The organism is Aeromonas sp. RU39B, from assembly GCF_900156095.1.
Taxonomy (GTDB): Bacteria; Pseudomonadota; Gammaproteobacteria; order Enterobacterales; family Aeromonadaceae; genus Aeromonas.
On record NZ_FTMJ01000016.1, the window covers coordinates 59,169 to 72,447 of the forward strand.

Sequence of the window (13,279 nt, forward strand, 5' to 3'; positions counted from 1 at the left end):
TTTTTCATGAAGGGCAGTGTTTTGTTGAATTGAAAATATATCTTTAAAGGGCACTGCGATCGGTTTTTAAATGCAAATGAAAACTTGTCGCATATGTCGATTAATATCATGTAGCGCTGTTACTCCTCTTGTCTCTGCATTTCCGTGACCTCTCGCAAGATCCTGACGCATTGCGCTAATAATTTTTAAGTTATTTTCCCGCTCCATCTTATTGTGTGCGGCGATCCTGTTTTATTGCTGACAGGCAGGGTGTAGAGTAGCCCGGTCTTCGCGGTGTGTGCCGGATATATCCTGTTCGTGCTCACCCCAATATCATCCTGTGGCTGACGCCACAGCAATCTGAATGATGGCGTCTGGCGTCATCAGCAAATAGCTATGAATACACGCAAGCTGGTCGAAATATCCGGGATAGTGCAAGGAGTCGGCTTTCGTCCCTTTGTTTATGGTCTGGCGCTCACCCATCAGTTAACCGGTTGGGTGCGTAACGATGCCCAGGGAGTCACCATTGAGGTGCAGGGCGCCGAAGGGCCACTTCACGCCTTTATCGAGGCGTTGCAAAGCAAAGCGCCCCCGCTCAGCCGGATTGACCGCTGCGTGGTGTCGACGCTTGCCCCCAGCGCAGACGAGCAGGGCTTTGCTATCCACCAGAGCCACCAGAGCGGCTCGGCCAGCGCCTGTATCTCGCCCGATCAAGGTGCCTGCGCCGCCTGTCTGGCCGATGTTGCCAATCCGGCTGATCGCCACCATCGCTATCCGTTTACCAACTGCACGCACTGCGGTCCGCGTTATACGATTATTCGCCGTCTGCCTTACGATCGCCCCGCCACCGCCATGGCCGGTTTTGCCATGTGTCCGAGTTGCCATCAGGCCTACCACGATCCGCTCGATCGCCGCTATCACGCCCAGCCGGTAAGCTGCCCGCAGTGTGGGCCGAGTCTGACGCTGCGTAGCGCCAGCGGTGACACCTTGGCCGAGCGCGATGCCGCGCTGGTTGAGACAGTCTTGGCCCTTAAAGCGGGCGCACTGGTGGCCATCAAGGGAATGGGCGGTTTTCATCTGATGTGCGATGCGCAGAGCGAATTGGCCGAGGCCAGATTGCGTGCGCTCAAACGTCGGCCGCGCAAGCCGCTGGCCGTGATGTGCCGGGATCGCGCACAGGCTGAGGCCTATGTGCAGGCCAGTGAGGCCGAATGGCAGCTGGCGCTCTCCCAGGCGCGACCCATCACCCTGATGCGCAAAGCGCCGCACGCAGCACTGGCCGATAATCTGGCACCGGGCGTGCCTTATCTCGGGCTGTTTTTCCCCTACACGCCACTGCATCAGATGCTGCTCGATGAGTGCGATATGCCGCTGGTGGCGACCAGTGCCAATCTGTCGGGTTCACCGATCCTCACCGAGGGTGAGGCGGTATTGCGCGAGCTGGGTCATGGTCTTGATCTGGTGCTTGACCACAACCGACCCATCATTCATCCCTGCGATGACAGTCTGGTGCAGATTGCTGGCGGTCATCGTCAGATGCTGCGTCTGGCTCGCGGTTACGCCCCCTGGTCACCGCCGCTCCCTGCGCCGGTAGCGCAATCGATGCTGGCGGTCGGTGCCCAGCAGAAAGCCAGTCTGGCGCTGGCCTTTGAGCAGCAACGCATTTACGGCCCCTATATCGGCGATCTCGGTTCGCTGGCCATGCAGGCCGAGCTGGACGATCAGTTTGCCCTCTATCGTGAGGTGTACCAGTTTCAGCCCGCGCTCTGGGTGTGCGACCGCCATCCGGATTACCCCTCCACCCGCTGGGCCACAGAGCAGGCCGAGCGTATGGGCGGCGATCTGCTGGCGGTGCAGCACCACCACGCCCACCTGCTCTCGGTGATGGCCGAGCATGGCATCACCGGGCCAGTTAACGGCATTGCCTTTGATGGCACCGGATGGGGTGACGATGGCACCGTCTGGGGCGGTGAGTGGCTGTACGCCGACGTGCACGGTTTTGAGCGGCGCGGCCATCTCAAGGGGTTTCGCCTGATTGGCGGCGAGCAGGCGATCCGCGAGCCGGTGCGGGTGTTGCTGGGCTGGTTGCTGGAGTCGATGACGCCCGAGGCGATCCGGGCCCTGCGCATTCCGGCGATTGAGCGTCTTGGTGACGAGCGCTTTGCCAACCTCTGCCGGTTGTGGCAACTCGGTCGCAACGCCCCTTATGCCAGCTCGGTTGGACGCCTGTTTGATGCGCTGGCGGCCCTGCTGGAGGTGGTCGATACCATCGATTACGAAGGGGAGGCTGGCCTGCTGGTGGAGGGATTGGCGGCCAGTGCGCCAGCACCGCTACCGATGGCTTTTAGCCTCGATGAGCAGGGCATCTTTGATGCCGATGCCTTATTACCCGCTCTACTCGGCCCGGGCTCTGCCGCCGCCAAGGCGGCCGGTTTTATCGAGGCGCTGGCGCAGCTGGTCCTCACGCTGGCCGAGCGTGAACCCGAGCTGCCGCTGGTGCTCAGTGGCGGGGTGTTCCAAAACCGTCTGCTGATGGACCGGATTGCCACCTTGCTGCCGCGTCCGGCACTGGTCAGCGAAACCTTGCCGCTCAACGACGGCGGCATCGCGGCCGGCCAGTTGTGGCATGCCATTCACAGGTGTCATGCGCCCGCGCGGCGGGTGGCCACCGTTTCAGAGTAAGGAGTCTTAGCATGTGTCTCTCCATCCCCTCCCAGGTGGTGGCCCTCAACCCCGAGCAGGGCAAGGTGACGGTCGATACCCTCGGGGTGCAGCGTGACGTGAGCACTCTGCTGCTGGGCGAGCCGCTCGCCATCGGTGATTATGTGCTGCTGCACGTCGGTTTTGTGATGAGCCGGGTGGATGCCAGCGAAGCCGAAGAGAGCCTGGAGTTCTATCGTCAGATGCTGGCCAATAGCGAGCCATCCGCGCAGGGTGGTGCGGAGGCCCCATGCTGACGCTTGATGATCTGTTTCAGGGATTTCGTCAGCCGGAGGTGATCCGCGCCCTGGCGGGCGAGATTGCCACGCTGGCTGCGCGTCTGCCTGAGCCCTTGCGGGTGATGGAAGTGTGCGGCGGTCACACCCACACCATCATGAAATACGGCCTGAACCAGCTGATGCCGGAGCAGATCGAATTTATCCACGGCCCCGGTTGCCCGGTCTGTGTTATGCCCAAAGAGCGTATCGATCAGGCGATTGCCCTGGCCGAGCAGCCGGGCGTGATACTCGCTACCTTGGGCGACATGATCCGGGTGCCCGGTTCGCGCGGCTCGCTGGCCCAATGCCGGGCGCGTGGCTGCGATGTGCGCCCGCTCTATGACCCGCTCGATGCCCTGACACTCGCACAAGAGAATCCGGATCGCACCGTGGTGTTCTTCGCCATCGGTTTTGAAACCACCACGCCGATGACGGCGGCGCTGCTGCTGCAGGCCGAAGCGCTGGGCATTGCCAATTTACTGTTTCATATCAATCACGTATTGGTGCCGCCGGCGATCGATGCGGTGATGGCCGAACCGGCCTGCCGGGTCAATGCCTTTATCGGCCCCTCTCATGTCAGCGTGATTACCGGCTCTGAGCTTTACCGACCGATTGTCGAGCGTTATCGCCTGCCGCTGGTGGTCAGTGGTTTCGAGCCGGTGGACATGATGGAAGCCATGCTGATGCTGGTGCGCCAGAAGGTGGAAGGACGCAGCGAGCTGGAGGTGCAGTATCGCCGCGCCGTGACGCCGCAAGGCAATCTGGTGGCCCAGCAGATGGTGGCGCGCTGCTTTGAGCTGCGTGAGCACTTTCGCTGGCGGGGGCTGGGGGATATCCCGGCCTCGGCCCTGGGTCTGCGCGCGGAATTTGCCCATCGCGATGCCGAGCGCCACTTCGCGCTTGATCAGACACCGATTGAAGATCACAAGGCCTGTCAGTGCGCCGACATTCTGCGCGGGTTGGCCAAACCGAGCGACTGCCGGGTGTTTGGCCGTGGCTGCGACCCGACCAGACCGATGGGGAGCTGCATGGTCAGCTCGGAAGGGGCCTGCAACGCCTATTACCGTTACAAGGGGATTGCATGAAGTCGATTGAGCTGAGCCACGGTGGTGGCGGCGTACAGATGAACCGGCTGATCCACGATCTCTTCTTTCGCCACTTCGGCAACGAGATCCTGCTGCGCGGTGAAGATGCTGCTGTGTTGCAGATGGAAGGGCCGCTGGCGTTGACCACCGATGGCTTTACCGTGGCGCCGATCTTCTTTCCGGGCGGCAACATCGGCAAGCTGGCCATCGCCGGCACGGTCAACGATCTGGCGATGATGGGGGCGCAGCCACAATATCTGGCCTGCAGCTTCATCATCGAAGAGGGTTTCCCGCACGCCGAGCTGGAGCAGATTGTGCGCTCGATGGCCGATGAGCTGGCCGTGAGTGGCGCCCGTATCGTCTGTGGCGATACCAAGGTGGTGCCGCGCGGGGCGGCTGACGGGCTGTTTATCACCACCAGCGGCGTGGGCAGTATCAAGGCGCCCGGCATCTCGGCCGGAGCCATCCGACCGGGTGATGCTATTCTGGTTTCCCGTGACGTAGGATGCCATGGCGCCTGTATTCTGATGGCCCGTGATGGTCTGCAGCTGCACTCCGGACTGGAAAGCGACTGCGCCACCTTGTGGCCACTGGTGCAGGCATTGCTGGCCGAAGGCATTGTCCCGCACGCCCTGCGTGATGCCACGCGCGGCGGTTTGTCGGCGGTGCTCAATGAGTGGGCGCTCGCCTCCCAGGTGGGGCTGGCTCTGTCTGAAGCAGCGATTCCGGTCAGCGACCCGGTGCGTGGCTTGTGTGAGCTGTACGGGTTCGAGCCGTTCGATCTGGCCAATGAAGGGACGCTGGTGATGGCCCTGCCAGCCGAGCTGGCCCCAGCGGCCGAAGCGGTGCTGCAGCGCTTTAACGGTCAGGCAGCCTGTATCGGCGAGGCCGTGGCGGCGCATCCGGGCAAGGTGGTACTCACCTCGGCCTGGGGCAGCCGACGCTATCTCGAACTGCCGCAGGGCGAACTGTTGCCACGGATCTGCTAGGAGCGCATATGCACGAAATGTCACTGGCCATGAGCGCCATCGATCTGGTGGTCGAAGAGGCGGCTCGCCAAGGGTTTGCCAAGGTGACCGGCGTCTGGCTGGAGGTCGGTCGTTTCTCCTGTGTCGAAGCCGATACCATCGCATTCTGTTTTGAAGCCGCCGCCCGCGGCACCGCTGCCGAAGGGGCGGCACTTCACTTTGAACACAAGGCGGCCGAGGCGTGGTGTTATGACTGCGCCCGTACCGTCACCCTCGAAGAGCGCGGACAACCCTGCCCGCACTGCGGGGGCTTCAAGCTGCGCGTCGCCCAGGGCGACAGCCTGCGCGTCACCAACATAGAGGTCGCCTGAACATGTGTACTGTCTGCGGTTGCGGCGAGGCCCGGGTGGCCGATGCCGACCATCACCACGATGACCACCACGATCATGGCCATGATGGCCACACCCATCAGCATGCTCAACCGGCGCAGGTGGTGATCCACCATCATCACTACTACTACCATCAGGGCGATGTGCATCACCACTATCATGGGGCTGCGGCTAGCGAAGCGCCTGCCGCGCAGTCTGCTCACGCTCACCATCATGAACATGAGCACGACCACCCGCATAGCCACGCGCATGCGCATCAGCACGATCATGGTGGTGCTCAGCGTCACGAGCATGCCCATGGCCATACTCATGACCACGCGCATTCCCATGAACATGACCACCCGCATCACCATCAGGACCAGACCCAGCACCGGTTTGTGCGCAATCTGCACTATGGCAAGGGGGCGGCCGGGGTCTCTGTGCCGGGCATGAGCCAACGCAAGCTGATCGCCATCGAGCGCGATGTGCTGGACAAAAACAATCAGCTGGCGGCCCATAACCGCGAGCATTTCACGGCGGCGCGGCAGCTGGTGCTCAATCTGGTGTCGAGTCCGGGCTCGGGAAAAACCACCTTGCTGTGCGAGACCCTGCGCCGTCTCAAGGATCAGCGTCCCTGCGCCGTGATTGAAGGGGATCAGCAGACCAGCAGCGATGCCGAGCGGATTCGTGCTACCGGGGTGGCCGCCGTTCAAGTGAACACCGGGAAAGGGTGTCACCTCGATGCCCAGATGGTGCACGATGCCTGCCACCGGCTGGAGCTGGCAGAAGGGGGCGTGCTGTTTATCGAGAACGTCGGCAATCTGGTCTGTCCGGCCGGGTTTGATTTGGGTGAGCGGGCCAAGGTAGCCGTGCTGTCGGTGACCGAGGGCGAAGAGAAGCCGCTTAAATATCCCGATATGTTTGCCGCTGCCGAGCTGATGATCATCAACAAAACCGATCTGTTGCCCCATGTCAGCTTTGACGTGGCGCGCTGCATCGAGAATGCTCGCCGCGTCAATCCTGACATTCAGGTGATCCAGCTCAGCGCCAGCACAGGTGAGGGGATGGAAGCCTGGTTGGGCTGGTTGGCCGCGCTCTAATGTTCTTCGGCCCCCGCCAAGCGGGGGCCATTAAATAATATTTCCCGTCTATGTTATTTGCCAAAAAATAGATGGGTGAATAACACGCGATCTGCTGTTTATCTCTACTTTTCCCTTTTAAATTCGTTGCTGAAAATAAAATTCACGGCTGTGGATTTTATTTTCATAAAAATGAATCAAGCACCGATTTAGTCATGCAATAAAACGCATCGTTATTTCATTTTGTTCAATAGCAATTAATTCTCTTTTACTGCAGCGCGGACGCTGTGGCGATAGTTATCTCATTAATTTCATTGAGTATCCCTAAAGTGGTAATGGCGAGAAACTGGGAATTGTTCTCGATTCCATATTTGGAAAGTTCATAAAAATTATGAATAAAACAACAGAAAGTCTGTTAAATCATGATTGTCATCACAGCCTGTATGGTTTTTATTTGACACACTTTTATCCAATCGGCGCCACACAATTTGCCGGTTCTGCTGTTCTTCTCTTCCTCCACGAAAAGCGAAGTGCTGATAATGCATATAAATGATTCATTTCTTACCCGTCTGGGCGTGAGTCGTCGTGATTTCATGAAGTTCTGCGCCGGTCTGGCTGCTACGGCAGGTCTCCCGGTCAGTGCTGCCGAAAAGGTGGCGTCTGCGCTGAGTGCGCCAGAACGTCCGCCGGTCATCTGGATTGGTGCCCAGGAGTGCACGGGTTGCACCGAATCCCTGCTGCGCGCGACTCACCCGACCCTGGAGAACCTGGTTCTCGATACGATCTCGCTGGAATACCACGAAGTGCTGTCTGCCGCCTTTGGCCATCAGGTCGAAGAGAACAAGCGTCAGGCGATGAGCCGCTACAAGGGCCGCTATGTTCTGGTGGTCGATGGCTCAATCCCGCTTAAGGACGGTGGTATCTACTGCATGGTCGCCGGCAAGCCGATCGTGGAGCATATCCGAGAGGCAGCCGAAGGAGCGGCAGCCATCATCGCCATTGGCTCCTGCGCCTCTTGGGGCGGGGTACCCATGACGGGTGGCAATCCAACCGGCGCGGTCAGCCTCTCGGAGGCGCTCGGCGGCAAGGCTGTCATCAATATCCCCGGTTGCCCGCCTAACCCGCACAACTTCCTCGCCACCGTAGCGCACATCATCACCTACCAGCGCGCCCCCGGGCTCGATAAGGAAGGGCGTCCGCTGTTTGCCTACGGCCGGCTGATCCACGAGCACTGCGAGCGTCGTCCCCATTTCGATGCCGGTCGTTTTGCCAAGCAGTTTGGCGACGATGGCCATCGCAACGGCTGGTGCCTCTATCACCTCGGTTGCAAGGGTCCGGAAACCTACGGTAACTGCTCGACCCTGGAATTTTGCGACATCGGCGGCGGTATCTGGCCGGTCGGTATCGGTCACCCCTGCTATGGCTGTAACGAGAAAGGGGTTGGCTTTACCAAGGGCATTCACCAGCTGGCAACGGTCGAGAACCAAACCCCGCGCTCCCAGAAACCCGACCTGCAGAGCCGTCAGGGGGGCGATATCACGCCAACAGCGACTGCACTGCTGGGCGGTGTGATTGGTCTGGTGGGCGGTGTCAGCCTGATGACGGTGCGTGAGCTGGGCCGCCAGCAGCGCGAGAAGAAGGACGCCGAGGCGCATCTGATGGCCTCCCGTGACCGGGAGCAGTAATCGTGGACAGACGACAGTTTCTCAAATACACCGCCGGCGGGGTGATTGCCTCGACCGTGGTGCCCTGTGTCGAAGCGCGTCCCAACAAGCAGCCGATCCCCGGTGCCCTCGGGATGCTCTATGACTCGACCCTGTGTGTCGGTTGCCAGGCCTGCGTGACCAAGTGTCAGCAGGTCAATCACCTTGAGGTGAACCCGAGTGGCGCCCAAACCTGGTCTAACAACGACAAGCTCGGCCCCTTTACCAATAACATCATTCAGGTGTGGCAAAGCGGCGATGGCAAGCACAAGGATCAGCTCGATAACGGCTTTGCCTTTATCAAGAAGCAGTGCATGCACTGCGTCGATCCCAACTGCGTCTCCGTCTGTCCGGTGCAGGCGCTGACCAAGGATCCCAAGACCGGGATCGTGCACTACAACCCGGACGTCTGTACCGGTTGCCGTTACTGCATGGTCGGCTGTCCGTTCAACGTGCCCAAGTACGAGTACGACAACCCGTTTGGTCGTATCCGCAAGTGCGAGCTGTGCAACCAGGCTGGCGTCGAGCGGCTCGATCAGGGTCTGCTGCCCGGTTGTGTCGAAGTCTGCCCGGCCGGTGCGGTGATTTACGGAACGCGCGAGGAGTTGCTGGCCGAGGCCAAGCGCCGTCTGGCTCAGAAACCGGGCGATCTCTACTTGTATCCGCGCCAAACCGTCACCAGTAGCGACAAGCACGAGAAGGCGATTCCGCACTACCAACCCTACGTCTATGGCGAACGGGAAGGGGGCGGCACCCAGGTGCTGACGCTGGCGGCGATTCCGTACGACAAGCTCAACTTGCCGGCGCTCGATCCGCTCTCGACCGGTTCCCGCTCCGAAACGGTTCAGCACACCCTCTATAAGGGAATGGTGCTGCCGCTGGCTGCCTTTGCCGGTCTGGCCATCCTGACCCGTCGGCATACCCGTATGCACGATGCGGCGCACAAGGATGAGCATGACACCCACAAGGAGGACCACGATGGCTCACGTTAATGCCAAGCCGCTCGGCGGCAAGCTGGTCAGCTGGCCGGTGCTGTTCTTTGCCCCGTTTGTGGTGCTGTGTGGTCTTATCATCCTCAAGCGGCTGGTGTTCGGGATTGGTTCGGTGGCCGATCTGAATGGCGGTTATCCGTGGGGGCTGTGGATCTCGTTCGACCTGCTGATCGGCACTGGCTTTGCCTGTGGGGGTTGGGCGCTGGCTTGGGCGGTCTATGTGTTCAACCGTGGTGAATATCACCCGTTGGTGCGGCCGGCCCTGCTGGCGAGCCTGTTTGGTTATTCGCTCGGGGGCCTCTCCATCACCATCGACGTGGGTCGCTATTGGAACCTGCCTTACTTCTACATCCCGGGCCACTTCAACGTGAACTCGGTGTTGTTCGAGACGGCGGCCTGTATGACGGTCTATATCGGTGTGCTGGCGCTGGAATTTGCTCCGGCCATTCTGGAGCGCTTTGGCTGGAAGGTGCAGCTCAAGACGCTTAACAAGGTGATGTTCCTGGTGATTGCACTGGGCGCCCTGTTGCCGACCATGCACCAGTCCTCCATGGGCTCCCTGATGATCGCTGCTGGCTACAAGATCCACCCGCTGTGGCAGAGCTATGAGCTGTTGCCGGTCTTCTCGCTGTTGACCGCCTTTATCATGGGCTTCTCTATCGTGGTGTTTGAAGGGTCGCTGGTGCAGGCCGGTCTAGCGGGTAATGGTCCCAATGAGAAGGCGCTGTTTTATCGCCTGACCAAGGTGATCGACATCTTCCTGATGGTGTTTATAGCCCTGCGCTTTGGCGAGCTGGTCTACCACGACAAGAGCGACTATCTCTCCAACTTCGATCGCTACTCGATCCTGTTTTGGACCGAGATCATGCTGATGTTGTTGCCACTGCTGATTTTCCACTGGGAGAAGACCCGCAACGACTCGCGCCTGCTGTTTATCAGTGCCGTCAGCATGCTGATCGGTGCCGCTTTGTGGCGGATTGACTACTCGCTGATCGCCTTTAATCCGGGTGAGGGTTATCACTACTTCCCGACCGCCGAAGAGCTGTTGATCTCGGTCGGTTTTGTTGCCATCGAAGTGTGTGCCTACATCCTGCTTGTCCGTATTTTCCCTGTCCTGCCCTCCCTGGAACGAATCGATCGGGACTATCAGGTCAGCCATCCAGTTGTTCGAGGTAAAGAATGAGCCAACGTATCACCATCGATCCGATCACCCGTATCGAGGGTCACCTGCGCATTGACTGCGAAATCGAGAACGGCAAGGTCGTCAAGGCATGGTCATCGGGGACCATGTGGCGGGGTATGGAAGAGATCGTCAAGGGACGTGACCCGCGCGATGCCTGGATCATCATGCAGCGCATCTGCGGCGTGTGCACCAATATCCACGCCATTGCCTCGGTGCGTGCGGTAGAGAGCGCCCTCAAGCTGGATGTGCCGGTCAACGCCCAGTACATCCGCAACATCATTCTGGCGGCCAGTAACATCCACGATCACGTGGTGCACTTCTATCAGCTCTCTGCCCTCGACTGGGTGGACATCACCTCGGCCCTTAAGGCCGATCCGGTCAAGGCGGCCGGTCTGGTGAGCGGCCTCTCCAAGTGGCATCTCAACAACGCCGAAGAGCTCAAGCGCGTGCAGGACAAGATCCGTGCGCTGGTTGATAGCGGCCAACTCGGTATCTTCGCCAATGGCTACTGGGGTCACCCAGCCATGAAGTTGCCGCCCGAGGTAAACCTCATCGCGGTGGCTCACTACATGCAGGCGCTCGAATATCAGCGTGACGCCAGCCGTGTGGTGGCGCTGCTCGGTGGTAAGAGCCCGCACATCCAGAACCTGGCGGTAGGCGGTGTGGCCAACCCGATCAACCTCGACGGGATCGGCGTGCTCAACATGGAGCGTCTGCTCTACCTCAAGACCTTCATCGATCGTCTCAACGATTTTATCGAGCAGGTCTACATGCCGGATGCGGCCATCATCGCCAGCTTCTATCCAGAGTGGCTGGAGATGGGGCGCGGTGTAACCAACTTCCTGTCGGTGCCTGAACTGCCGACCGACGCCAAGGGCGGCAGCTTCCTGATGCCGGGCGGCTTTATCAAGAACGGAGATCTCTCCACCTTCCGTCCCATCAACTCCCATCAGGATGAGTACCTCATCAACGGGATTGAGGAGAGCAGCAAGCACTCCTGGTATCAGGACAATCAGCCGCAAAAACCGTGGGAAGGGACAACCGAGCCCAACTACACCGGTTGGCAGGAAGAGGGGAAATACTCCTGGGTCAAGGCGCCGACCTTCTACGGTGAAGCGGTGGAAGTGGGCCCGCTGGCCAACGTGCTCTGCATGCTGGCGGCCGGTCATGAAGGCACCAAGCACCACCTCGACACCCTGCTCGGCCTCTACAAGAGCGTCAGCGGTCGCACGGTGGCGGTGGCTGATCTGCCCTCGACCCTGGGTCGGATCGTCGCCCGTGCCGTGCGCTGCGCCGTGATGAAAGACACCCTGGCCCAGCAGTGGAAGGCGCTGATCGACAATATCGGCAAGGGTGACCACGTTGCCTACATCAAGCCCGATATTCCGGCCAAGGCCCGCATCAAGGGGGTCGGTTTCGAGGAAGCGCCGCGTGGCATGCTCTCCCACTGGATCGTGATTGAAGGCGGTAAGATCGCCAACTATCAGGCCGTGGTGCCCTCTACCTGGAACTCGGGTCCGCGTAACTATCACGACCAACCCGGCCCCTATGAAGCCTCGCTGGTGGGGACCAAGGTGGCGGATCCGGCCAAACCGCTCGAAGTGGTGCGTACCGTGCACTCGTTTGACCCCTGTATGTCCTGCGCCGTCCACATCGTGGATACCCGTGGCGAGCAGGTCACCGAGGTGAAGGTACTGTGATGGACGTGACCAAGGCGCCGGTGCTGGTGCTGGGCATCGGCAACCTGCTGCTCAGCGATGAAGCGGTCGGTGTGCGGGCGGTGGAAGCGCTGCAACAACGTTACCACCTGCCGGACGGGGTCGATCTGCTCGATGGTGGTACCTGCGGTATGGAGCTGATCGACGACATGGCGAGCCGTCAGCACCTGATCGTGGCCGATGCGGTGTTGACCGGGGCAGAGCCCGGCACCGTCGTCACCTTGCGCGACGGGGAAGTGCCGGCCCTGTTCAGCCGCAAGATCTCGCCCCATCAGCTCGGACTGGCTGACGTGCTCAGTGCTTTGCACCTGACCGGTGAGTTTCCGGACAAACTCACCCTGGTCGGGGTGGTGCCCGAATCGGTCGAGCCGGCCATCGGCCTGACCGACACGGTCGCTGCATCGCTCGACGAGGTGCTGCGCCGTCTGTGTGATGCCCTCGCACAGAGCGGCATTGCGGTCAGCGCCAAATCTCGGGAGGCTCTGGCATGAGCGAGATGACCCAGGCCATCAGCGGCTTTGCCGAGAATCCGTCGGCGCTGCTGGAAGCGGCGTTTGCTCAGGTGGCAGCCGGTGAGATGCAAGCGCTTCCCTTCTATCAGCACCAGTTACCGGTGCGGGCGGTGGGGTTTACCCGTCATGAGGAGCAGTGGGTGGGCGTGATGCTCACCCCCTGGTTGCTCAGTCTGATGATCCTGCCGGGGCCCGAGCAAGAGTGGCCGGCTCGCCGTTTGGGTGAGCGCATCGGTGTGGCACTGCCGTGCGGCAACGCCACCTTTGTGGTGAGTGACATGGAAGGGGTGGGTCAATACCTCTCCTGCTCGCTGCAATCGCCGCCAACGCCGGGCATCAGCAGTGAGCAGGCGCTCAAGCTGGCGCGGGATCTCTCGTTGATGATCACCGCGTTGCCGGTGACCGACCCGGATGCACCACAAAATCCGGCGCGACGAGCCCTGTTTGAACGCAGGGTGTGAACCCAGGCCCCGCACTGCGGGGCCGATTTGTTTTTAGAGCCCTGCCAAGATGTTGCGACCGCGTGAATCCCTTATGAATAATCCACTCAGTCTGGCTTCAGCGATCCTGAACTATGCTTGCCCTTGTGATCGGCCAGTGACGCCAGCCGGTCATCCCGATGCAGTGTTTTCCTCACATGATTGTTACCCACTGTTGTTGGCGCCCTGCGGGGCGCCTTTTTTTGTTGCCGGGCGGGTTGCGGCAGATTTGATC

12 protein-coding genes are annotated in these 13,279 nt (G+C 60.4%); all 12 read left to right on the forward strand.

Annotated elements, in window-relative coordinates; translation table 11 throughout:
* Nucleotides 1-375: 375 nt before the first annotated feature.
* The gene (gene hypF, locus BW958_RS18100; RefSeq protein WP_076577308.1) at nucleotides 376-2,661 is read left to right on the forward strand and encodes a carbamoyltransferase HypF; all 2,286 of its coding nucleotides are present in this window, start codon (nucleotides 376-378) and stop codon (nucleotides 2,659-2,661) included.
* A gap of 11 nt (nucleotides 2,662-2,672) precedes the next feature.
* Nucleotides 2,673-2,936, forward strand: a complete 264-nt coding sequence (locus BW958_RS18105) for a HypC/HybG/HupF family hydrogenase formation chaperone (protein ID WP_076577309.1) — start codon at nucleotides 2,673-2,675, stop codon at nucleotides 2,934-2,936.
* Nucleotides 2,930-4,042 (forward strand): hydrogenase formation protein HypD, encoded by a 1,113-nt coding sequence (gene hypD, locus BW958_RS18110; protein WP_076577310.1) that lies wholly within the window; start codon nucleotides 2,930-2,932, stop codon nucleotides 4,040-4,042. The genes BW958_RS18105 and hypD overlap by 7 nt, the downstream gene beginning before the upstream one ends.
* Nucleotides 4,039-5,031, forward strand: coding sequence for a hydrogenase expression/formation protein HypE (hypE, locus tag BW958_RS18115; protein ID WP_076577311.1), 993 nt, complete (start codon nucleotides 4,039-4,041; stop codon nucleotides 5,029-5,031). Before hypD ends, hypE begins: the two co-directional genes overlap by 4 nt.
* An 8-nt stretch (nucleotides 5,032-5,039) precedes the next feature.
* Nucleotides 5,040-5,381 carry a hydrogenase maturation nickel metallochaperone HypA gene (gene hypA / locus BW958_RS18120; RefSeq protein ID WP_076577312.1) on the forward strand — a complete coding sequence of 114 codons (342 nt, stop codon included), beginning with the start codon at nucleotides 5,040-5,042 and terminating at the stop codon, nucleotides 5,379-5,381.
* Between the two features lie 2 nt (nucleotides 5,382-5,383).
* Nucleotides 5,384-6,478, forward strand: a complete 1,095-nt coding sequence (hypB, locus tag BW958_RS18125; protein WP_076577313.1) for a hydrogenase nickel incorporation protein HypB — start codon at nucleotides 5,384-5,386, stop codon at nucleotides 6,476-6,478.
* A 518-nt stretch (nucleotides 6,479-6,996) separates the two neighbouring features.
* Nucleotides 6,997-8,142, forward strand: a complete 1,146-nt coding sequence (gene hybO / locus BW958_RS18130) for a hydrogenase 2 small subunit (protein ID WP_076577314.1) — start codon at nucleotides 6,997-6,999, stop codon at nucleotides 8,140-8,142.
* A gap of 2 nt (nucleotides 8,143-8,144) precedes the next feature.
* Nucleotides 8,145-9,152, forward strand: coding sequence for a hydrogenase 2 operon protein HybA (gene hybA / locus BW958_RS18135; RefSeq protein ID WP_076577315.1), 1,008 nt, complete (start codon nucleotides 8,145-8,147; stop codon nucleotides 9,150-9,152).
* The gene (gene hybB, locus BW958_RS18140; protein ID WP_076577316.1) at nucleotides 9,139-10,335 is read left to right on the forward strand and encodes a Ni/Fe-hydrogenase cytochrome b subunit; all 1,197 of its coding nucleotides are present in this window, start codon (nucleotides 9,139-9,141) and stop codon (nucleotides 10,333-10,335) included. The genes hybA and hybB overlap by 14 nt, the downstream gene beginning before the upstream one ends.
* Nucleotides 10,332-12,035 carry a hydrogenase 2 large subunit gene (gene hybC, locus BW958_RS18145; RefSeq protein WP_076577317.1) on the forward strand — a complete coding sequence of 568 codons (1,704 nt, stop codon included), beginning with the start codon at nucleotides 10,332-10,334 and terminating at the stop codon, nucleotides 12,033-12,035. Before hybB ends, hybC begins: the two co-directional genes overlap by 4 nt.
* A complete protein-coding gene (locus BW958_RS18150; protein WP_076577318.1) occupies nucleotides 12,035-12,544 on the forward strand; it encodes a HyaD/HybD family hydrogenase maturation endopeptidase in 510 nt (169 codons plus the stop codon). Before hybC ends, BW958_RS18150 begins: the two co-directional genes overlap by 1 nt.
* Complete coding sequence (gene hybE, locus BW958_RS18155; protein ID WP_218641781.1) at nucleotides 12,541-13,026, forward strand: hydrogenase-2 assembly chaperone; 486 nt, start codon at nucleotides 12,541-12,543, stop codon at nucleotides 13,024-13,026. Before BW958_RS18150 ends, hybE begins: the two co-directional genes overlap by 4 nt.
* Nucleotides 13,027-13,279 lie beyond the last annotated feature (253 nt).

Excerpts from the sequence above, each read along its gene's own strand:
- hypA (WP_076577312.1), top strand. The coding sequence starts at position 5,040 with ATGCACGAAATGTCACTGGCCATGAGCGCCATCGATCTGGTGGTCGAA.
- BW958_RS18105 (WP_076577309.1), top strand. The coding sequence starts at position 2,673 with ATGTGTCTCTCCATCCCCTCCCAGGTGGTGGCCCTCAACCCCGAGCAG.
- hypB (WP_076577313.1), top strand. The coding sequence starts at position 5,384 with ATGTGTACTGTCTGCGGTTGCGGCGAGGCCCGGGTGGCCGATGCCGAC.
- hybO (WP_076577314.1), top strand. The coding sequence starts at position 6,997 with ATGCATATAAATGATTCATTTCTTACCCGTCTGGGCGTGAGTCGTCGT.
- hybE (WP_218641781.1), top strand. The coding sequence starts at position 12,541 with ATGAGCGAGATGACCCAGGCCATCAGCGGCTTTGCCGAGAATCCGTCG.
- hybC (WP_076577317.1), top strand. The coding sequence starts at position 10,332 with ATGAGCCAACGTATCACCATCGATCCGATCACCCGTATCGAGGGTCAC.
- hybB (WP_076577316.1), top strand. The coding sequence starts at position 9,139 with ATGGCTCACGTTAATGCCAAGCCGCTCGGCGGCAAGCTGGTCAGCTGG.
- hypF (WP_076577308.1), top strand. The coding sequence starts at position 376 with ATGAATACACGCAAGCTGGTCGAAATATCCGGGATAGTGCAAGGAGTC.
- hypD (WP_076577310.1), top strand. The coding sequence starts at position 2,930 with ATGCTGACGCTTGATGATCTGTTTCAGGGATTTCGTCAGCCGGAGGTG.
- BW958_RS18150 (WP_076577318.1), top strand. The coding sequence starts at position 12,035 with ATGGACGTGACCAAGGCGCCGGTGCTGGTGCTGGGCATCGGCAACCTG.
- hypE (WP_076577311.1), top strand. The coding sequence starts at position 4,039 with ATGAAGTCGATTGAGCTGAGCCACGGTGGTGGCGGCGTACAGATGAAC.